The organism is Streptomyces sp. TLI_171 (assembly GCF_003610255.1).
In the GTDB taxonomy this organism is placed as follows: Bacteria; Actinomycetota; Actinomycetes; order Streptomycetales; family Streptomycetaceae; genus Kitasatospora.
Map to the genome: position 1 here is coordinate 1,850,265 of NZ_RAPS01000001.1, position 20,645 is coordinate 1,870,909.

Sequence of the window (20,645 nt, forward strand, 5' to 3'; positions counted from 1 at the left end):
CGCGTCAGATCCCGAGCCGTAGCGGGGCGATCCGGGTGGCGATCAGGTTGGTCGCGCCGTGGGTGCGTTCGACGTGGCCGTGGATGAGCAGGCCGGCGCGTTCCAGGACGGTGCGACGGTGGGCTTCCCAGACGGGGCGGTTGCAGATGACGTTGATCAGGCCGGTCTCGTCCTCCAGGCTGAGGAAGAGCACGCCGCCCGCGGTGGGCGGGCGTTGGCGGTGGGTGACCAGGGCGCCGACCACGACGGGGGTGCCGGGCGGGACGTCCTGGAGTTGGGCGGCGGTGAGGGCGCCGGTGCGGTTCAGGGCGTCGCGCAGGTGCTGGACGGGGTGGCTGGTGGCGGAGCTGCCGGTGGCCCAGAGGTCGGCGATGGTCTCCTCGATCGGGGTCATGGGGGGCAGCGGCGGGGCGTCGCCGCCGGGGAGGGTGCCGGGCAGCGAGTCGGGGTCGGTGGCGGCGTACAGGCCGGCGGACCAGAGGGCCTGACGGCGGCTCAGCCCGAAGCAGGAGAAGGCGCCGGCGGTGGCGAGGGCCTCCATGATCGGGCGGGGCAGGGCGGTGCGGCGGGCGAAGTCCTCCAGGTCGGTGTAGGGGCGTCCGGCGACCACGGCCTCGGCCTGGGCCTGGCCGAGGCCGCGCACCGAGGTGAGGCCCAGCCGGATCGCGGCCTGCGGCTTCCCGGCGGTGTGCGGCGGCGGGTAGGACGGCTGCAGGGAGGGTTCCAGGGTGGGGCCGGGGGCGCTGACGGCCACGTCGACGGCGCGGACCCGGACGCCGTGCCGGCGGACGTCGGTGATCAGGCTGAGCGGGGAGTAGAAGCCCATCGGCTGATTGGCGAGCAGTGCGCAGGTGAACGCCGCCGGGTGGTGGTACTTGAGCCAGGAGCTGGCCCACACCAGGTAGGCGAAGCTGATGGCGTGCGACTCGGGGAAGCCGTAGTTGGAGAAGGCCTCGATCTTGGCGTAGACGTCCTCGGCGGTCTCGGCCGGGATGCCGCGTTCGGCCATGCCCTCCAGCAGTCGGGTGCGCAGTACGGCGACGCGTTCCAGGGAGCGTTTGGCGCCCATCGCCTGGCGCAGCCGGTCGGCCTCGTCGGGGCTGAACCCTGCGCAGTCGATGGCGAGTTGCATCATCTGCTCCTGGAACAGCGGGACGCCGAGGGTCTTCCGGAGGGCACGTTCCATGCTGGGGTGCGGGATGTCGGCCGGTTCGACGCCGTCGCGGCGGCGCAGGTAGGGGTGGACGGAGCCGCCCTGGATCGGGCCGGGCCGGATCAGCGCGACCTCGACGACCAGGTCGTAGAAGTCACGGGGCTTGAGCCGGGGCAGGGTGGCCATCTGGGCGCGCGACTCGACCTGGAAGACGCCGACGGTGTCGGCCCGGCACAGCATGGTGTACACGTCGGCGTCGTGCTGGGGGATGGTGGCGAGGTCGAGGCGTTCGCCGTAGTGCTGTTCGATCAGGTCGCAGCTGTCGTGCAGGGCGGCGAGCATGCCGAGGCCCAGCAGGTCGATCTTGACCAGTCCGGCGCCGGCGGTCGAGTCCTTGTCCCACTGCAGGACGGAGCGGCCGGGCATCCGGGCCCACTCGGTGGGGCAGATCTCGCCGACGGGCTCCCGGGTGAGCACCATGCCGCCCGAGTGGATGCCCAAGTGACGTGGCAGACCGTGCAGTTGGCTGCCGATTTCGAGGACGTCGGCGGGGATGACGGCGTCCTCCTGGACTGTGCCGCGGAACTCGACCTGCCGGGTGAAGGCGTCGACCTGCTCGGCCGGGTAGCCGAGCGCGCGGGCGGCGTCGCGCAGCGCGAGCCGGGGCCGGTAGGTGATGACGTTGGCGACCTGGGCGGCGTGCGCGCGGCCGTAGCGCTGGTAGACGTACTGGATGACCTCCTCGCGGCGGCGGTTCTCGATGTCCAGGTCGATGTCGGGCGGGCCGTCGCGGGCCACGCTGAGAAAGCGTTCGAACAACAGGCCGTAGGCGACGGGGTCGACGGCGGTGATGCCGAGGGCGTAGCAGACCGCGGAGTTGGCGGCGGAGCCACGGCCCTGGCACCAGATGTTCTCGCGGCGGCAGAAGTCGACGATGTCGTGGACGATCAGGAAGTAGCCGGCCAGTTCACGGGTCTCGATCACCTCCAGCTCGCGGGCGAGCTGGAGGCGGGCCGGCTCGTTGTCGGCGCCGAAGCGCCGCGGTCCGGCCTCGGCGACCAGGGCGCGCAGGTGGCTGCTCTCGGTGCGGCCGTCGGGGACCGGGAAGCCGGGCAGCTGCGGGTCGAGGGTGGCGAAGTCGAAGGCGCAGGCCCGGGCGAGTTCGACGGTGGCCTGCTGGACGCCGGGGAAGCGCCGCAGCCGGCGCTGCATCTCCCGGCCGGAGCGCAGGTGCGCGGTGCCGGCGGCCATCGTGTAGGGGGCGGCCTGCTCCAGGGTGCGGCGTTCGTGCAGGGCGGCCAGGGTCTGGGCGAGCCGGCCCTGGGCGGGCGCGGCGTGGTGCACGTTGTTGCTGGCGATCGGCGGCAGGCCGGTGCGGGCGGCGAGCGCGGCCAGCGCGTCGTTGCGCCGGTCGTCGCCGGGCAGCCGGTGGTCGACCAGTTCGACGTACACGTTCTCCGGGCCGAACGCCTCGGCGAGGGACCGGAGTTGCTGTTCGGCGGCGTCCTCGCCCGCGGTGTCGAGGGCGTGCCGGACCCGGCCCCGGCGGCAGCCGGAGAGCACCGCCCAGTGGCCGTGGTGGGCGTCGGCGAGTTCCTCGAAGGCGTAGCGCGGGTTGTTCTTGGCCCCGCCGCGCAGTTGGGCGGCGCTGATCGTCGCGGACAGCCGCCGGTAGCCCTCCGGGTCGCGGGCCAGCACCAGCAGGTGGTCGTCCGGGCCGACGGTGAGCTCGGCGCCGAACACGGTGCGCAGGCCGGTGCCCTTGGCTGCCTCGGCCAGCCGGACCGCCCCGTAGAACCCGTCGTGGTCGGTGACGGCGAGCGTCTCGATGCCCAACCGGACGGCCTCGTCGACGAGTTGCTCCGGATCGCTGGCGCCGTCGAGGAAGCTGAACGCCGAGTGGACGTGCAACTCGGCCCACGGGACGGCGCCTTGCGGCGGGGCGGGCCGCGGCGGCTGCTCGGGTTCCTCGGCGGGCTGCGGAGTGCCGGCGCCGGACATCCGGCGCTGCAGCTCCGTCCAGGGGAGCGAGGGGTGGCTGGTGAATCCCATCGCGGGTGGTGCTCCGGTCTCGGCTCTCGGGGTGGCGTTCGGTGCGGGTTCCGGTGCTCCCCCCGGTGCACTGGTCGGTCAACTCCGGTCAGTCATAGGCTCCTTCGACGTACCACTGGCCGCCCTCCACGGTGAGCAGCAGGGCCCGGCCGCCGGTCACGGCGACCTGGAACCTGGCCCGGCGGCGGGCGGTGCGCTGGTCCCACCAGCGCTCGACGGCCGGCCAGGGGCCGGTCCAGCCGATCACCTGCAGGGTGCGGCCGTGCAGTTCGACCCGGTCCGGCGGGGCGGACACCTCGGCCCGGCCGTCCACCGTGACGGGCTGCCCGTCGCGGTCGAGGACCAGCACCGGGACGGGGTCCTGCGGCACCACGGACGGCGCCGGGTCGGCGACCCGGCCCGGCCAGGGGCCGTCGGCCTGCTCCTGGCGGAGCCCGCCCTCGTGGGTGCCGGCCTCGTCCCAGGGCAGCCGGGTGCGCTGCTCGCCCGGGCCGCGGCCGCCCGCGGGCGCGCCGCGCCGCAGCCCGGCGTAGCCCAGCAGCGACTGCACCCGGGCCACCGCCCGCTCCACCCGGTCCTCCGCGACCGCCTCGCCCCACAGTGCCAACTGCCGTCCGCGGTCCGGGAACAGGCCGTCGGGGACCAGGCGCAGCGCGGTGAAGCCGCCGTCCGCGGGGGTGAACGCGCCGGTGGACTGCCAGGCGTTCAGCTGCCAGCGGACCCGCTCGGCGAGCGCCGCCGCGGACAGCCGCCCCTCGTGCTGCCACAGCCGGGCCACCGTGCGGCCGCCCTCGGTGGACACCTCCACCGCGACCCGCTGGCAGGCCAGCCCGATCTCGGCCAGCCGGGTGTGCAGGCGCTCCGCGAGGGCCCGGCCGACGAACACCAGCGGCTCCGCCAACTCCTCCGGCGGGTCGAAGAGTTGCTCGACCGCCAGCTCCAGTCCCTGGTCCTTCGGGGCGAGCGGGCGCGGGTCCAGTCCGCGGGCCTGCCGGTGCGCGGCGCTGCCGACCGGGCCGAAGCGGTTGGCCACCGAGTCGGCCGCCAGTTCCGCGAACGCGCCGACCGTTCCGATGCCGAGCCGGTGCAGCAGCTCCGCCAGCTCCGGCTCGCCGAGCGCGGACACGGGGTACGGCGCGAGGAACTCCGGGGTCCGCCCGGGCGGCACCAGCAGCTCGGCGCGGGCCGCGAGCACGGCGGCGAACAGGCCGTCGGCGACCCCGAGCAGGCCGCGCGGGGGCGGCGCGACGGGCGGCGGGGCGACGGGGGCCGGCGGTGGGGCGGCGGCGGCCGGCGGCGGGGCGACGGGGGCCGGCGGTGGGGCGGCGGCGGCCGGCGGCGGGGCGGCGGCGGCCTTCGGCGCGGGCGCGGGCCCGGGGGCGGGCTCGGGGGCGGACGCGGGCTCGGGTGATGCGGTCCGGGGTGCCGGGGTGACCAGGGCGAGCGGGGCGGGGCCGCTCGGCGGTGCGGGTGCGGCGGAGTCGCCGTCGATCACGGTCAGCGCGGGGCGGGCACCGGTGTCCGGCTCCGTGAACACCTCGTCCACCCACGCCGGCTCGGCCTCCGCCCCGGCGTCGGTCAGCGCGTCCGCGGGGCGGTCCGGCGCGGCGGGCGCGGTGACCGGCCAGGTCAGTTCCAGGACGGCGGCCACCGCGTCCCGGATGCCGGCGGTCAGCGCCTCCTCGCCGCCGAAGTACCGGGCCGGGCCCTTCACCGGGATCGCGCACAGGCCGGGCCGGAGCACCTCCACCCGCGGGGTGAACGCCTCCACCGCGGCGACCACCGGCTCGAAGCGGCGCGCCTCCGCCTCCTCGTCCCGGTCGCGCAGCCGCAGCTCCGGGCAGAACCGCTGGGCCAGCCGCAGCGGCTGTCCGCGGCGCACGCCGGCGGCCCGGGCCGCGTCCGAGGAGGCCAGCACCCGGCCGTCCTCGACCACCGCCACCGCACCCGGATCACCGCCGGCCGGCGCGGTCGCCACCAGCGGCCAGTCCGGGCACCACACCACCAGCACCCGCTGCGCGGCGGGCCCCCACCCGGTCGGCCCCCCGGCCCGCGGGGTACCCCACAGCGGGCCGTCGCCCTTCGCGGGCGGCGCCGGCTTGCGGATCGGATTGGGGTGCTTCATGCGCTGGACACTCGATGGATAGGAGGAACCGATGGGAAGTCAGGGCTGCTCACCCCGGGGGCCCGCCCGCCCGTCGGCACCCGGCCGTCGCCCCTCGCGGGCGATGCCGGTCGACGAGTCGGGTGGGGGTGCTTCATGCGTTGGACCCTAGGTGGGTGGGCGGAGGCACGGCTGCTCACCCCGGGGGCCCGCCCGCCCGTCGGCACCCGGCCGTCGCCCCTCGCGGGCGATGCCGGTCGACGAGTCGGGTGGGGGTGCTTCATGCGCTGGACCCTCGGTGGGTGGGCGGAACCGATGGGCGGTCGGGGCGGGGGCGGGGGTCAGATCGCCTCCAGGGCCGGGCGGGTGAGGGGGGTCTCGGCGGTGTCGACGGGGCGGACGGCGCCGTGCGCGTCGGGGAGCCAGAGGCGGGTGCTGCGGGGGCGGGTGGCGGTGCCGCGGCCCTCGGCGACGGCCTCCACCTGGCGGCCGGTGAGCTGGCCGTGGCCGTCGCCGAGGCCGAACCAGCGGCCGGCCCGGACGCTGAGCCGCTGGGTGGCGCCGGGCCAGGGGCCGGCCACCAGCAGGGCGCAGCGACCGCGGCGCAGCACCGCGGTGAGGCGGGCGGCCAGGGCAGGGGCGACCGGGCCGGCGGGGCGCAGCAGGATCAGGCCGACGGCGCCGGCCAGCGCGGCGACCACGTCGGGCCAGTGCGGTCCGGGGTGGTCGGCGAGCAGCAGGCGGCGCAGGTCGTAGCCGTAGCCGGCGGCGGCGGCCAGGCCGAGTTCGGGGAGGCCGACGGCGGCGGCCCAGGCGCTCTCGTCGGTGCGCTCGGTGAACGCGCCGGCGCCGAGGGCGAGCAGTAGCCCGGTGTCGCCGGTGACGGAGATCGCGGTACCGGGTCGCAGCCCGCCGCCGGGCAGCAGCGGGGCGAGCGCGGGGAGCACGGGCAGCAGCTCGGGTTCGGCCCCCGGGCCGTCCTGCCGGGCGGGGGCGGGGGCGGTGCCGGGCCGCAGGGGCACCACTGTTCGAACAGGTGTCGCCGACCGAACGAGAGGATTCGGGGCGAAAGCACCCGTTCCGGACGGGGTGAGCGAGGCTGGTTCGAACATGTGCACGAGTTCAGCATCGAACACTCGTTCGCAATAATTCAAGTCCGAGAATCTGACTGAGCTGCAGAAACACCCGTTCGGCGACACTCGGTGACACCGGCGGCCGGAATGCGCTCAGCGCACGCCGCGCGGACGGAACTGGATGCTGATCCGGGGCCCGACCGCCCTGGTGCTCTTCGGGATGGCGTGCTCCCAGGTGCGCTGGCAGGAGCCGCCCATCACCAGCAGGTCGCCGTGGCCCAGGGAGCGGCGCACCGTCGGCCCGCCGCCGCCCGCCGGGCGCAGCAGCAGCGGCCGGGCCTGGCCGACCGAGAGGATGGCGACCATGGTGTCCTCGCGGTCGCCGCGGCCGATCCGGTCGCCGTGCCAGGCGACGCTGTCCCGGCCGTCCCGGTAGAGGCACAGCCCCGCGGTGGCGAACGGCTCGCCGAGCTCCGGCCCGTAGTGGGCGCTGAGCGCGTCGCGGGCTGCGCCCAGCACCGGGTCCGGGAGCTCGGCGTCCTCCCGGTAGAACGCCAGCAGCCGGGGCACGTCCACCACCCGCTCGTACATCTCGCGCCGCCCGGCCTGCCAGGGCACCCCGGCGATCAGCCGTTCGAACAGCGCGTCGGCGCCGCTCAGCCAGCCGGGCAGCACGTCGATCCACGCGCCGTGCCCGAGCACCGTCCGTTCGATTCCGGTCAGCGGGCCGAGCACGGGCTCCGCCTCCGGGCCGTCGGCGTCGAACAGCGAACCCTGCAGCTGGTAGCTCATGGCGCCAGCGTACGCTTCATTCGAACACTCGTGCGAGACTGTGGGCTCCGGCCTTTCTGATCCAGGGGTGTCCGGGCTCGGCTCGGGCTCAGAGCTGTTCGAACTGGACGGAAGCCCGGCGACCGGCGAGACCAGGTTGACCACGTCGGCGGCGGCGGAGGCGCGCAGCAGCGGCAGGTGCCGGGTCACCGTCCAGCTAGCGGGCGCCGTTGTTGAACAGCACGTCGACCCGGTCGGGGCTGGCGGCGACCGCCGCGGTGAACGCCCGGACCGAGGCAGGGTCGGCCAGGCCGAGGGGCTCCGCGGGCGCCCCGCTGTCAGCGGCGGCCTCCGGCGAGCGCGCGGCAGCAGTGCCCGGGCGCCGAGACGGGCCCCCCGCAGCGCGAGGACCCGGCCGGTGCCGCGCCCGGCCCCGGTGATCACGAACGGGCGGTCGGTGAAGTCCGTCGCGGTGCCCCTCCGTCAACTCCGTGTGCTGACGGCGGGCTCAGGAGCGGAGGCGGACCATGACCAGGTGGGGGGGGCGAGCTCGACGTGCCGTGCGAGGACTGCGGGGCGACCGCGCGGCGGAGCGTCGGGCAGCACGTCCGGGACGGTCGGCTGGGCTGGGACGCCGAGTTCTGGTGCCCGGCCTGCGGAACGGCGATGTGTCTGGGCTTCGGCACCCGGGGCGCGCCGCGCTGGGTCCGCGACCCGCTGATCGATCGGCACGGGACGGTGCGGCTGCGGCTGGCCGCTCCGGCGGCGGACCGCGTCGCGGCGCTCCGAACGGTGCGCGCGGTCCGGGACCTGCCGCTCCCCCGATCCCTGGCGCTGGTCCGGCAGTTGACCGACGCCGGCCTGCCGGGCACGCCGGCGGAGGCGGAGTGACTGCGCGGGCTGCTGTCCGAGAACGGGGTGACCACCGAGCCGGCACCCGGCGGAGCGCCGGCGGACGCCGACTGGCCCTGGACGCCGGACTCCTGACGGACGGTCAGCTCTCCCTGTCCGGACCGCCGGGTTCGGTCGGTGTTGCCGGGTGGTCCCGATCGGTCGGCGGGCTCAGTCGGCGGGCTGGGACGGCCTCTGCGGGCGGGTGCGGCTGAATTCGCCTGTGCCGACTCGGCCGGCGAGGGTGTCTTCCGGGCCGGACAGGAGGGAGCCGTAGCCGGTGGCGGCCCACAGGCTGCGCTCGGCGGGCACCTCGAAGTACGGGACGGTGCGGCCCTGGTCGCGGACTGCCAGCACCTGCGGCGATCGGCGGGTCCTGAGCGCCTGTCCGCAGTCCTCGCAGACGGCGACGTCCACGCGTTCGCGGCGGCCGAGCGGACGCCAGGTGGTGCGGCGGGCGGCGGCGCCGTGCCGGGGGTCGAAGAAGCAGAGCGGCAGGCGCGGGTCGGTGGCGAGGGCGGCTCGCCCCTCGGCGACCAGTGCGAGCACGCCGGCCAGGTCCGGGATGCCGTCCGCGGCGTCCAGCACCCGGCCGGCCGCGTCGTAGGCGTCCAGGGCGCGGGTCAGGCCGGGGGTGGTGGCGCCGTCGGCGGCGTCCACGGCCTCGCCGAGGGCGAGCACTTCGGCGGCGGCCTGCCGGCGCAGCCCGGCCTCGTCGGCGGCCCGGTCGGCGGCGAACACCGCGTCGGGGAAGGTGAAGGCGGTGTGCCGGGGCCTGCGCCGGCGGACCAGGAGCACGGAGCCGACGGCCACCGCGAGCACCAGCACGGCGGCCACCGCGAACAGGCCCGGCCGGCTGCCGCCGGAGCCCGGGCCGGCCGGCTCCCCGTCGGTGTGCGGGCGGGCCGCGTACTCCTTCTCGATCCGGTCGGTCTCCGCCTTGTACACCGCGGTGCCGTTGCCGGACTTGATCAGCTCGACGGCCTTGGAGACCCGCGCGGCCAGGCCCGCGTCGTCGAGTTCCTTCAGGAAGCCGACGGCGTTGGCGGCGTCGCGGGTCTGGTGGGTGTCGGTGGGGTACTCGAAGCCGTCCAGGTACTTCCCGTACGAGGCGGTGGTGATCAGGATCAGCTCCGGCAGGCCGAGGCGTTCCTTGAGCACCGCGGCGAGCGTCCGGGACTGGCCGTCGAAGGCGTCGCCCTTGGCCAGCGGCACCAGCGCGACCTTGATCGGCAGGCCGGTGGCGGCGATCTGCTCGGCCAGCGCCTGCTGCTGGGCGGCGTTCACGGCGGTGGCGTAGGACGGGTCGACGTACACCGGGCCGGTGGACAGCGCCTGGGCGATCTCGCTCCCGGAGGGGCCGGCGGACGGGGTGGCGGCCCGGGCCGGGGCGCCCGCGCCGAGCAGGGCGGCGCACGCCAGCAGCAGGGCGGTGCAGGCCGACAGCAGGGCGGTCCGCAGTCGGGGCGCGGCGGGGTGACGCGCGGTCAGGTGGTCACTGGACACTGGCGGACTCCCTGGCCCGGAGGATGAGTGGGTCGAGCCCTTCGAGGGCGGCGGGCAGGACGTCTCCGGCCTCGCTCCAGACGGCCGGGGCGCGGCCGTCGGCGGTGGGCAGGTGCAGCAGCCGTCCGGCGGTCTCGTGTTCGCGCACGACCCGGTCGGCGGTGCCGCGTCCGGCCGGACTGCGCCGCAGGCCTTCCCGGCAGGCGGGGCAGAGCTGCGCGGACCTGGGACCGATGCCGACGGTCGCGAACCAGGCAGGAACCCTGCCGCCGGTGGCTCCGCCGTGCAGCGGGTCGAGCCGGCACAGCTGCGGGTGGGGGCGTCCCCGGAGGGCGTCGATTCCGGCCCGGGCCAGCACCACGGCCGCGGCCAGGTCGCCCGGTTCGACCCGGGCGGCGCGCCCCTCGGAGTCCCCGAGCAGGAGCTGGGCGGCGTCCAGGCAGTCCCAGGCGCGGGTGCGGCCGGGGGCATCCTGGTCGGCAGCGCCCAGCCGCACGGTGAGGGCCCGCAGGTCCTCGGTCGCCCAGCCGCGCAGTTGACGCACCGTGGGCCGGGTGGCGGACGGCCAGACCGCGGTGTCCGAGGGCGGCGCGGACCGGTCGGGGGCGGCCCGGCGCGCCCGCCGGGCGTGCACGGTGGCCCGGACGGCGGCGAGCACGCCCCAGGCGAGCAGCAGTACCAGGCCGAGCAGCAGGAACCCGATCGCGATGCCGGGACCGAAGTCGTTGCTGAACAGCGCGGGCAGCCGGTTGTCGCGCACCGGCGGCAGTTCGGTCTCGCCGTTCTCGCCGCTCGCCCCCGCGGTGGGTTCGGCGGCGGCCACCGCGTCCAGGGCGCGGTTCAGCCGGGACGGGATCTGCAGGTCGTCGCTGTCCCCGGAGCGGTCCGGGTAGGCGACGTCGGTCGACAGGCGGTGGAACCGGCGCTCCACGTCGGTGCCGGTGCCGAACGCCTCCAGGTAGAGGTACCCCTGCAGCGGGTCGATCTGCACGTACACGCCGGCCCGGCCGGTGCGCGCGTGCACCCGGGAGAGCAGGATCTCGCTGTCGCGCTCGCTCTCGTCCTCGCTGAGCGAGGGCGTCGCCAGCAGGTACACCGGGGTCTTGATGGCGGCGAGCCGGCCCTGAACGGCCGTCAGGTCGGCGCCGGTCAGCACGGTCGGGCCGGACGGGTCCTGGTAGATCGGCCCGGCGGCGAGCGCGGCGGCGGCCTCCTCCACGCGGGCGTCCAGATCGCCCTGGGTGACGTCGAGACGGACGCTGTCGACGGTCTGCGGGAAGACGGTGGGCGCGGCGAACACCACGCCGAGCACGGCGGCCACCGTCGCCACCAGGGTCACCGGCAGCACGCCCGGCCGGCGCGCCGGCCGGGCAGCGCGGGCCTTCTGCCCGTTCTGTGACTGCTTGCCCGGTGACGGCTTGTTCTGCGATGGCCTGTTCTGCGGTCGTTTCTTCAGGACCACGGCGGGCCTGCGGCCCGGGGCGTTGCGCGGCGGGGCCGCCGGCCGGCCGCGGCGGGAGGCCAGCCGCAGGCCGAGGGCCAGCACCAGACCGGGGATCACCACGACGGCCAGGCCGAGCAGCAGGTTCTGGTTCTGCCGGTCGGTGGAGTCGATGTACAGGTCGGGTCGGCCGCCGTCGTGGTAGGAGTCGTACGCGCTCTCGGCCTTGGCGGCGGCCTGCTCCTTGCCTTCGGCGAGCGTCTCGGCGAAGGCGCGGAACTCGTCGAGCGGCCCGGCGCCGTACGGGGTGCGGTAGGAGGCGTACCGGCGGGCGTCGTCGACCGGGGCGTCGGTGCCGAACCCGGCGGCGGTGATCCGGCCGTAGTCGCCGATCAGCACGTACACGCCGTTCTCGCCGAGCCGGTCGTGGACCAGGGCGAGCAGCGCCTCGTCGCCCTCGGGCAGCGCCAGCACGTAGGTGCGGACTCCGGTGCGGGCGGCGAGCGCGGCGATGTCGGGGGCGAGCGAGCGCGGCAGCGTCCGGGGCAGGTCCGCGGAGACGTAGACCGGGTTCTTCCGCAGTTCGGCGGCGAGGCGCTCGGACTGCGAGGCGTCGGCGGCGAGTTGGCCGGCCGGCCCGGCGGTCGCGGCCGGAGTCGGGTTCGCGCTCGGATCGGCCGCGGCGGCCGTGGGGGCTGCTCCCAGCAGGGCGGTGCCGGCCAGGAGTGCGGCGGCGACGACGGTGACCGCCCGGGCGGTCACCGGTCCCGGTGTCCCTGCCCGTGTCCGTATCGCTCTGCGCATGGGGGTGCCCTCCCGGTGGTTCGGCCGGTCACTTTACCCGCGCTTGGTACGGACGGGAACGGACGCCCTACCGGTTCCGGGCCCGGCGAGGTGGTTGGATCGGGGCGGCGGCGTCGCCACGGGCGCCGCCGGACGGAGGGACGAGGACGATGAGCGGCGCCGAGCGGGCCGGTGGTCGGGCGGGCGGACAACACCTGGCGGACAGTCACGATCTGATCCGGGTGCACGGGGCGCGGGTGAACAACCTGAAGGACGTCAGCGTGGAACTGCCCAAGCGCCGGCTGACGGTGTTCACCGGGGTGTCGGGGTCGGGGAAGAGCTCGCTGGTGTTCGGGACGGTCGCGGCGGAGTCGCAGCGGCTGATCAACGAGACGTACAGCGCGTTCGTGCAGGGGTTCATGCCGACCCTGAGCCGGCCCGAGGTGGACGTGCTGGAGGGGCTGACCACGGCGATCATCGTCGACCAGCAGCGGATGGGCGCCGACCCGCGCTCCACCGTGGGCACCGCGACGGACGCCAACGCGATGCTGCGGATCCTGTTCAGCCGGCTCGGCGACCCGCACATCGGGCCGCCCCCGGCCTTCTCCTTCAACGTGCCGACGGTGCACGGCGCGGGAGCCATCACGGTGGAGCGCGGCGAGGGCACCAGGACCGAGAAGCGGTCGTACGCGCGGGCGGGCGGGATGTGCCCGCGCTGCGAGGGGCGCGGCAGCGTCTCGGACATCGACCTGGGGCAGCTGTACGACGACTCGAAGTCGCTGAACGAGGGCGCGCTGACCATCCCCGGCTACAAGTCGGGCGGCTGGAACTACCGGCTGTACACCGAGTCGGGCCTGGTCGACCCGGACAAGCCGATCCGCAAGTACACCAAGAAGGAACTGCACGACTTCCTGTACCTGGAGCCGACCAGGATGAAGATCGCCGGCATCAACATGACCTACGAGGGTCTGGTGCTGCGGATCCAGAAGTCGATGCTCTCCAAGGACCGGGCCGCGATGCAGCCGCACATCCGCGAGTTCGTGGACCGGGCCGTCGCCTTCACCGCCTGCCCGGACTGCGCGGGCACCCGGCTCAGCGAGGCGGCCCGCTCCTCGAAGATCAAGGGCCTCTCCATCGCCGACGCGTGCAGCCTGCAGATCAGCGATCTCGCCGACTGGGTGCGGAAGTTGAAGGAACCCTCGGTCGGGCCGCTGCTGGACTCGCTGCGGCAGGTGCTGGACTCCTTCACCGAGATCGGCCTCGGCTACCTCTCGCTGGACCGGCCCGCGAGCACCCTGTCGGGCGGTGAGGCGCAGCGGGTGAAGATGATCCGGCACCTGGGGTCCTCGCTGACCGACGTCACGTACGTCTTCGACGAGCCGACCACCGGCCTGCACCCGCACGACATCCAGCGGATGAACGACCTGCTGCAGCGGCTGCGCGACAAGGGCAACACGGTGCTGGTGGTGGAGCACAAGCCGGAGACCATCGCGATCGCCGACCACGTGGTGGACCTCGGCCCGGGCGCGGGCTCGGCGGGCGGCGCGGTCTGCTTCGAGGGCAGCGTGGACGGCCTGCGCTCCAGCGGCACCATCACCGGCCGGCACTTCGACGACCGGGCCGCCGTCAAGCCGGAAGTCCGCACTCCCAGCGGGGTGTTGGAGATCCGCGGGGCGGACGCGCACAACCTGCGGAACGTCGACGTGGACGTGCCGCTGGGCATCCTGACGGTGGTCACCGGTGTGGCGGGCTCGGGGAAGAGCTCGCTGGTGCACGGTTCGCTGGTGAGCGGCGCGGCGCTGAAGGGCGGCGTGCCGGAGGGTGTGGTGGCGATCGACCAGAGCCCGATCCGCGGCTCGCGGCGCTCCAACCCGGCCACCTACTCGGGCCTGCTGGAGCCGATCCGGAAGGCGTTCGCCAAGGCGAACGGCGTGAAGCCGGCCCTGTTCAGCGCCAACTCAGAGGGCGCCTGCCCGACCTGCAACGGCGCCGGGGTGGTGTACACCGACCTGGCGATGATGGCCGGGGTGGCGACGGTCTGCGAGGAGTGCGAGGGGAAGCGCTTCCAGGCCGCGGTCCTGGAGTACCACCTGGGCGGCCGCGACATCAGCGAGGTGCTGGCGATGTCCGTCGACGAGGCGGAGGAGTTCTTCTCCGCCGGCGAGGCCCGCACCCCGGCCGCGCACGCCGTCCTGAAGCGCCTGTCGGACGTCGGACTCGGCTACCTGACGCTCGGTCAGCCGCTCACCACCCTCTCCGGCGGCGAGCGCCAGCGCCTCAAGCTGGCCGCCCAGATGGCCGAGAAGGGCGGCGTCTACGTCCTGGACGAGCCCACCGCCGGCCTGCACCTCGCCGACGTCGAGCAACTCCTCGGGCTGCTCGACCGGTTGGTCGACTCCGGCAAGTCCGTCATCGTGGTCGAGCACCACCAGGCCGTGATGGCCCACGCCGACTGGATCATCGACCTCGGCCCGGGCGCCGGCCACGACGGCGGCACCGTCGTCTTCGAGGGCACCCCCGCCGCCCTGATCGCCGACCGCACCACCCTCACCGGGCGGCACCTCGCCGCCTACGTCGGCGCCTGACCGCTCAGGCCCGCGCCGCCCGCCCCGCCCGGCCCGTCATCCGCCGGTGGCGCGGGCGGCGAGGGCGGTGCGGAGGTGGGTGAGGCGGGCGATTTCGGCGTCGAGGGCGGCGAGGCGGCGTTCGACGGTGGGGCCGGGGGCGGGGCTCGCGCAGGGGCGGGCCGGGTCGGCGGCGAGGAGGTCGAACCGGTCGGTGTGGGGGCGCAGGTCCTCGATGGTGAGGCCGAGCGAGAGCAGGGACCGGATCACCCGGACCCGGGCCACGTCGGCGCCGGTGTAGCTGCGCTGGCCGGCGGGAGTGCGGGTGGGCGGGGCCAGCAGGCCGCGCTGCTCGTACAGGCGCAGCGCCCTGGGAGTGGTTCCGGCGGCGGCTGCCGCGTCTCCGATCCGCATCCGTGGCGTCCTCTCCCCCTGCGGTGCTGATGCGAAGTCAAACCACGCGCGGCGCCCGGTTCTTCCGGTCGGCGGCGACGAGCAGCAGCTCGCGCAGGGCGGTCGCGGCGGCGGACGGCTCGGCCGGGGTGAGGACGACCTGGTCGGCGGTGGTGGACGGGCCGGTGAGCGGGATGACGCGCAGGCCGGGCGGGGGCCGGTCGACGGCGGAGGCCACGGTGAGGCCGATGCGACCTGCTCACCGCGGCCCGCTACGGCGAGCGGATCGCCCGGCTGGCCCAGCGCTGGGTCAACGCGGTGCCGTACGGGACGACCCGGATGACCGAGCACGAGGCCCGCGCCCTGTCGGCCTCGCTCCGACCGGGCCCGGGCCTCGCGTCGACCTCCGCCGCGGCCGGGTGACTTACCGGAGCTCGACCAGGACCGCCCCGAAGTGCCGGCCCTCCGTCAGGTCCTGGAACGCCTGCGGGGCGCGGTCCAGGCCGGCCACCCGGACGTGCGGGAAGGCGATGCTGCCGTCCCGCAGCCAGTCGCCGAACCTGGGCAGCCACTCGGCCTGGACCGCGGCGTGGCCGGCGTTCGCGTAACCGCCCAGGCTGATTCCCCGGACGATGAGTTGGAACGCGTCCAGGGTGAGCGGGACGGTCGTCGCGGGGTCGCCGTCGAACTGTCCGGCGAGCACACCGATCAGTGCGGCCCGGGCCCCGGGCCTGGCGGCGGCGAAGGCGGCCTGCGCCTGGTGCCCGCCGACGGTGTCCAGCAGCAGGTCGATGCCGTCGGGGGCGGCCTCGGCGAGCTGCCGGGCGAACCGGTCGGCCCGGTCCGGGGCGCCGTCCCTGGGGTCCACCAGCACGGTGTCGTAACCGAGTCGGCTCAGCCGCTCGGCCTTGTGCGGGGAGCCGGTGGTGCCGAGCACGGTGCCCGCGCCGAGCAGCCGGGCGATCTGCCCGGCCAGGGTGCCGACCGCGCCGGCCGCGCCGGTGACCAGCACGGTGTCGCCCGGCCGGATCGGCGCGGTCCGGGTCAGCGCCCCGTACCCGACCGAGCCCGGCGACAGGTATCCGGCCGGGTCGGGCAGTACCCCGTCCAGCGGGGTGAGCGCCCCCGGGTCGGCCACCGCGTACTCGCGCCAGCCGAGGTGGTGCCCGACCATCTGGCCGGGGCGCAGCCCGCTCCCGTCCGGCGCCTCCACCACCTCGCCGACGGCCGGCCCGAACAGCGCGTCCCCGGGCCGGACCGCCGGGTACGGCACCCCCGGCGGGGTCTCGCCCAGCAGGCTGACCAGGCCCGGGAAGACGACGAACCACCGGTTGCGCAGCAGCACTTGGCCCGCACCGGGCCGTGGCGCGGGGGTCTCGGCGACGGTCAGGTCGGCGGCGACGGCGCGGCCGACCGGCCTGCGGGCCAGCCGGATCTCGCGGACGGTCTCGGGCACACTCATGACGGCTCCTCGGGGAGACGAACGGGAAGTGCCGGGACGCTAACCCCTGACCCGCGGGTCAGGGTCAAGGCCGCGGAGCCGCGCCATCAGCCCGCCGGCCCGTCAGCCCGTCGCGGTGCGCGCGGGCCCACTCGCAGGCGGCGTCCAGGGTCCGCACGGTCACCGGCACCGGGCGGATCTCGCACGCCGACCTGGCGGTGGCTCTGCTCGACGAGATCGCCGCTGACGGACCGTCATGACTGCGGCGCGGCACCGCCCTCCGTCCGGCTCCCCCGCCTAGGGTGGGCCGCGCCGTGAATCCCGATGCCGCGAGGAGGCAGCACATGACCGGGGCCGCCGTTCCCCCGCCGCCGCAGGTGTGGCCGAGCCTGCGGGCCCGCGACGCCCGGGCGCTGATCGCGTTCCTGGTGGAGGCGTTCGGCTTCGAGGCGACCGCGGTGTTCGCGGAGGGCGACCAGGTGCACCACGCGCAGCTGTCCTGGCCCCCCGGCGGGGGCATCATGCTCGGCTCCGCGAAGGACGACCCGGACGACCCGTGGCCGCTGCAGCCGGGCAGCTTCGGCGCGTACGTGGTCACCGACGACCCGGACGCGCTGTTCGACCGGGCGGTCGCGCACGGCGCCGAGGTGACCGCACCGCTGCACGACACCGACTACGGGTCCCGGGACTTCGCCGTCCGCGACCCGGAGGGCAACCGCTGGTCGTTCGGCACCTACCGGGGCGAGCCCCGGGTCTGACGCACGCCCGGCACCACGGCCTCGCCGACCTGCTGCGCGAACGCGTCGACGGCGCGACCGGCTACTGAGCGCGACGGGGCCGGGGCCACTGGCCTGCGGGCTCGGGCCCTCGGGCTTTCCGGGCGGGGGTTGTAGCCTGGTGGGGTGCTCCTTCTCGTCAGCCGTCGCCACGTGGACCTGTGCCGCGTGATCAGCATGTCCTGTCGACGCTCCGGCTGACCTCACCCTCCACAGCCCCGCCCTCCGTCACCACGGACCGCGCGGGCACCCGTCTCCCCCGGCCCGTCCGGCGCGAACCGCCGACCCTCCCGGGGCTTGTACACCGCGGACGCACACCCATGACGCAGCAGCACCCCACCTCCCTCCCGGTGATCGACCTGTCGCTCGCCGACGGCACCCCGGCCGACCGGGCCCGGCTCCACCGCGAGTTGCGCGACGCCGCGACCGGCGTCGGCTTCTTCCAACTGGTCGGGCACGGCGTCACCGCCGCCGAGACCACCGCCCTCACCTCCGCGATGCGCGCCTTCTTCGCCCTCCCGGAGGCCGACCGGCTGGCGGTCAGCAACCTCAACTCGCCGCACTTCCGCGGCTACACCCGCACCGGCGACGAACGCACCGGCGGCAACCGCGACTGGCGCGACCAGCTCGACATCGGCACCGAGCTGCCCCCGCACGTGCCCGCGGCCGGCGAACCCGCCTACTGGTGGCTGGAGGGACCCAACCAGTGGCCCGCCGCGCTCCCCGAGCTGCGCACCGCCGCCCTGCACTGGATCGACCGGCTGGACGGCGTCGCCCACCGGCTGCTGCACGAGCTGCTCGCCTCGATCGGCGCCCGCCCGGACTTCTACGACGACGCCTTCGCCCCGCACCCCCACCTGCACCTCAAGCTGGTCCGCTACCCGGGCACCGCCCCCGACGGCGCCCCGCAGGGCGTCGGCACCCACAAGGACTACGGCTTCATCACCTTGCTCCTCCAGGACACCGTCGGCGGCCTGCAGGTCGAGCGCCCCGACCGCACCTTCCTCGACGTCCCCCCGCTGGACGGCGCCTTCGTCGTCAACCTCGGCGAACTCCTCGAGGTCGCCACCGACGGCTACCTCAAGGCCACCTCCCACCGCGTGGTCTCCCCGCCCGCCGCCCGCGAACGCTTCTCCGTCCCGTTCTTCTACAACCCCCGCCTCGACGCCCACATCGCCCCCCTCGACTTCCCCCACTCCCACCACGCCCCGGGCGCGACCCAGGACCCGGCCAACCCCCTGCACGCCGACTTCGGCTTCAACGAGCTGAAGGGCTACACCCGCGCCCACCCCGAGGTCACCCAGCGCCACCACGCAGAACTCCTGCCCCTCGCCTGACCCCGCCGTCCGACCCTCCGGGTAGGCTCCCCGCCCTGACACGGGGAGGGCGGGCAATGACCGCGTACGACCACTGGTTCCGGCTGGACGTCGAGGTGACCGGGACGGCCAAGGGCCGGGCCAGGCTGGCGTCGGGCTTGGAGGCGCACGGCTGGGTGGTGACCGTGCTGGACGAGGACGGGCCGCGCCGGGCCCGTTGGCTGGTGGAGGCCGGCGTGACCGGCTCCCGGGCGGGGGCGGCATCGGCGGTGCGACTCGTCCTGAACAAGCTGGTCGGGCAGAGCCCGGCGGAGGTCGATCTGCGGCTGCAGGAGCCGATCGACCGCCAGGAGCAGCCGCGGGGGCGGTACTTCGTCCAGCGGCCGGTCCGGGGGCCGTCGCGTTTTCGCGCCCTCGCGGCCCGGAGCAGGCTGTTCGACACCGGCCGGGAGCTGTTCCTCCCGCCGGGCCCGGACATCCGCTCCCGGGCCGGGGCCGAGGCGGTGCGGGCGCTGCCGGGTGTCGCGCTGCCGCCGGCGGACGGCGTGCCGCGGCCGGTCGGCGCCGAGTTGGACCGGCCGGGCCGGACCGGTGCGCCGGGGCTGCCGAGCCGGGTGGCCGTCCCGGTGGGCAGTGGCGGCCTGATCGCGGCGCTGCTGATCGGGCTGCTGATCGGCGGCCGCCCGCTCGGCCCGGCGGCCTGGGTCCTCGGGGCGGCGGGTGTCGCGCTGACCGGCACGCTGATCGGGACGGTCGTGGTGCACTCCCCGCACTGGGCCGCCGGGCCGCGGCACAGCGCCGTGGCGGCGTGCCTGCTCGGCATCGGCGTGGCGGCGGGCCTCGCGGCCGCTGCGGCGGTGGTGGGCGCGGCCTCGCCGAAGGCGCTGCCCTCCGTGCTGGTCACCGCCGGCGTCCTGGTGTGCGGCAACGGGCTCCGGTTGCTGCTGCGCGGGTTGAGCTGGCAGGCGACCGCCGCCTGGCTGGTGCCGGCGCTGCTGCCGATCCTGCTGGTGGGGCTGCCGGGGTTCGGTTTCTCGCTGCACGCCTTCTACCTGGACGGGTTCGGCTTGAACCGCGAGGACGCCCAGGTGCCCGGTATGTGGCAGGTGATCGCGGACGCCAAGGCGCTGGTCGTGGTGGCCGGACCGCTGGTCGCCGTGTCGCTGCTCGGCTACGCCCGTCACCTGCACGCCTTCGACACCTTCGGCGGGCTCTCGGTGGCGGCGGCGCTGCTGTTCGTCGCCTTCGCGGGCGCGCTCGCGCTGTACCAGTCGCAGATCATCGTGCCCGCCTCGCACGCCGCCGCCACCGCCCGGCAGCAGGCCCGGGAGGGCCGGCAGCCCACCGCGTACTTCGGGATCGCCGCCCGCCGGGTCTGTCTGCGCCCGGTCGGCGAGGCGGGCTGGGACGGGGCGGCGCCGGTCGCCGAGCACCCGTACCTGGTGTTCCCCGCCGCCGGTGACTGGGCCGCGCTGTGGGACGTCCGCACCGGGGAGACCGTGAACGTGAAGCGCGAGCAGTACCGGATCTCCGATTCGACCGCGCCGACCTGCTGAGGGCCGTCCTGGTGCGACGGCCGAGGGCGGTGTCACACTGCTGGTGTCACAGTGGTGCTGGTGCGAGGGCTGGGGTGCGATGGGCGGCGCGGAGGTGCGGTTGACGGTGGACGAGTTGGCTGCGCGGGCCGGGGTGACGGTGCGGACGCTGCGGTTCTACGGGGCGAAGGGGCTGTTGCCGCCGCCGGAGTTGGGGCCGCGGCGGGTGGGGCTGTACGGGGCGGAGCACCTGGGGCGGTTGGAGCTGATCGAGGAGTTGCAGCGGCAGGGGCTGACGCTGGCCGCGATCGAGCGCTATCTGGCTCAGCTTCCGCAGGACATCGGGGAGTTGGACCTGGCGATCCACCGGGCGCTGGTGGCCTCGTGGACGCCGGAGTCGGCGGAGGCGGCGTCCCGCGCGCAGTTGGAGCGGCGGACCGGGCGGGCGCTGTCGGACGCGGACCTGGACCGGCTGGCGGCGATGGGCGCGTTGCACCGCACCGAGGACCCGGACGTGTTCAAGGTGGAGCCGGGTCTGCTGCCGCTGGGGGTGCGGGTGCTGGAGGTGCCGATCCCGCTGGAGACCCTGGTGGCGGCGCGCGCGGTGGTGCGGCTGCACAGCCGGGCGACGGCGCACGACCTGCACCGGCTGTTCCGGGACACGGTGTGGCGGCCGTACCGGGAGAGCGACCCCGGGCCGGCGGAGCTGGAGCGGATGAAGGAGTTGACGGACCGGATCCAGCCGATGGTGGTGCAGGCGCTGGTGACGGCGTTCCAGCGGTCGCTGGCGGAGGAGCTGGCGGCCCGCCCGGCGGAGTGATCCGCCGGGCGGGCCCTGGGCGGCGA

16 protein-coding genes are annotated in these 20,645 nt (G+C 75.6%); 7 read left to right on the forward strand and 9 right to left on the reverse strand.

Annotated elements, in window-relative coordinates; translation table 11 throughout:
* Nucleotides 1-4: 4 nt before the first annotated feature.
* From BX266_RS08485 to BX266_RS08505, 4 genes are all read right to left on the reverse strand, one after another.
* Complete coding sequence (locus tag BX266_RS08485) at nucleotides 5-3,205, reverse strand: error-prone DNA polymerase (protein ID WP_099898287.1); 3,201 nt, start codon at nucleotides 3,203-3,205, stop codon at nucleotides 5-7.
* Nucleotides 3,206-3,293: 88 nt separating this feature from the next.
* Complete coding sequence (locus BX266_RS39265; RefSeq protein ID WP_218969240.1) at nucleotides 3,294-5,330, reverse strand: hypothetical protein; 2,037 nt, start codon at nucleotides 5,328-5,330, stop codon at nucleotides 3,294-3,296.
* A 320-nt stretch (nucleotides 5,331-5,650) separates the two neighbouring features.
* Nucleotides 5,651-6,331 carry a hypothetical protein gene (locus BX266_RS08500; RefSeq protein WP_143686889.1) on the reverse strand — a complete coding sequence of 227 codons (681 nt, stop codon included), beginning with the start codon at nucleotides 6,329-6,331 and terminating at the stop codon, nucleotides 5,651-5,653.
* Nucleotides 6,332-6,535: 204 nt separating this feature from the next.
* On the reverse strand, nucleotides 6,536-7,174 hold the full coding sequence (locus BX266_RS08505; protein ID WP_099898290.1) for an alpha-ketoglutarate-dependent dioxygenase AlkB: 639 nt from the start codon (nucleotides 7,172-7,174) through the stop codon (nucleotides 6,536-6,538).
* A 534-nt stretch (nucleotides 7,175-7,708) separates the two neighbouring features.
* Between BX266_RS08505 and BX266_RS08510 the strand changes: the two genes are divergently transcribed.
* Nucleotides 7,709-8,044, forward strand: a complete 336-nt coding sequence (locus BX266_RS08510; protein ID WP_099898291.1) for a hypothetical protein — start codon at nucleotides 7,709-7,711, stop codon at nucleotides 8,042-8,044.
* Nucleotides 8,045-8,215: 171 nt separating this feature from the next.
* On the opposite strand, the gene BX266_RS08515 is transcribed toward BX266_RS08510, so the two are convergent.
* Nucleotides 8,216-9,550, reverse strand: coding sequence for a hypothetical protein (locus BX266_RS08515; RefSeq protein WP_099898292.1), 1,335 nt, complete (start codon nucleotides 9,548-9,550; stop codon nucleotides 8,216-8,218).
* Complete coding sequence (locus BX266_RS40795; protein ID WP_099898293.1) at nucleotides 9,540-11,753, reverse strand: hypothetical protein; 2,214 nt, start codon at nucleotides 11,751-11,753, stop codon at nucleotides 9,540-9,542. Before BX266_RS40795 ends, BX266_RS08515 begins: the two co-directional genes overlap by 11 nt.
* Before the next feature lie 191 nt (nucleotides 11,754-11,944).
* Between BX266_RS40795 and BX266_RS08525 the strand changes: the two genes are divergently transcribed.
* The gene (locus BX266_RS08525; RefSeq protein WP_099898294.1) at nucleotides 11,945-14,359 is read left to right on the forward strand and encodes an excinuclease ABC subunit UvrA; all 2,415 of its coding nucleotides are present in this window, start codon (nucleotides 11,945-11,947) and stop codon (nucleotides 14,357-14,359) included.
* Nucleotides 14,360-14,395: 36 nt separating this feature from the next.
* Here the strand turns inward: BX266_RS08525 and BX266_RS08530 are convergent, their stop codons facing one another.
* The 3 genes from BX266_RS08530 to BX266_RS08540 all read right to left on the reverse strand — a co-directional run bounded on the left by BX266_RS08530 (nucleotide 14,396) and on the right by BX266_RS08540 (nucleotide 16,193).
* Nucleotides 14,396-14,752, reverse strand: coding sequence for a MerR family transcriptional regulator (locus BX266_RS08530; RefSeq protein WP_099898295.1), 357 nt, complete (start codon nucleotides 14,750-14,752; stop codon nucleotides 14,396-14,398).
* Between the two features lie 37 nt (nucleotides 14,753-14,789).
* Nucleotides 14,790-14,969, reverse strand: coding sequence for a hypothetical protein (locus BX266_RS08535; RefSeq protein ID WP_259464609.1), 180 nt, complete (start codon nucleotides 14,967-14,969; stop codon nucleotides 14,790-14,792).
* Nucleotides 14,970-15,155: 186 nt separating this feature from the next.
* Nucleotides 15,156-16,193 carry an NADP-dependent oxidoreductase gene (locus BX266_RS08540; RefSeq protein ID WP_099898296.1) on the reverse strand — a complete coding sequence of 346 codons (1,038 nt, stop codon included), beginning with the start codon at nucleotides 16,191-16,193 and terminating at the stop codon, nucleotides 15,156-15,158.
* A gap of 323 nt (nucleotides 16,194-16,516) precedes the next feature.
* Between BX266_RS08540 and BX266_RS08545 the strand changes: the two genes are divergently transcribed.
* The 5 genes from BX266_RS08545 to BX266_RS08560 all read left to right on the forward strand — a co-directional run bounded on the left by BX266_RS08545 (nucleotide 16,517) and on the right by BX266_RS08560 (nucleotide 20,619).
* Nucleotides 16,517-16,930, forward strand: a complete 414-nt coding sequence (locus BX266_RS08545; protein ID WP_099898297.1) for a VOC family protein — start codon at nucleotides 16,517-16,519, stop codon at nucleotides 16,928-16,930.
* Nucleotides 16,931-17,074: 144 nt separating this feature from the next.
* Nucleotides 17,075-17,149 (forward strand): putative leader peptide, encoded by a 75-nt coding sequence (locus tag BX266_RS41140; protein WP_399171238.1) that lies wholly within the window; start codon nucleotides 17,075-17,077, stop codon nucleotides 17,147-17,149.
* Between the two features lie 119 nt (nucleotides 17,150-17,268).
* Nucleotides 17,269-18,285 carry an isopenicillin N synthase family oxygenase gene (locus tag BX266_RS08550; RefSeq protein WP_099898298.1) on the forward strand — a complete coding sequence of 339 codons (1,017 nt, stop codon included), beginning with the start codon at nucleotides 17,269-17,271 and terminating at the stop codon, nucleotides 18,283-18,285.
* A gap of 56 nt (nucleotides 18,286-18,341) precedes the next feature.
* Nucleotides 18,342-19,820, forward strand: a complete 1,479-nt coding sequence (locus BX266_RS40800; RefSeq protein WP_099898299.1) for a hypothetical protein — start codon at nucleotides 18,342-18,344, stop codon at nucleotides 19,818-19,820.
* Between the two features lie 79 nt (nucleotides 19,821-19,899).
* Nucleotides 19,900-20,619 (forward strand): MerR family transcriptional regulator, encoded by a 720-nt coding sequence (locus BX266_RS08560; protein ID WP_099898300.1) that lies wholly within the window; start codon nucleotides 19,900-19,902, stop codon nucleotides 20,617-20,619.
* Nucleotides 20,620-20,645: the final 26 nt, after the last annotated feature.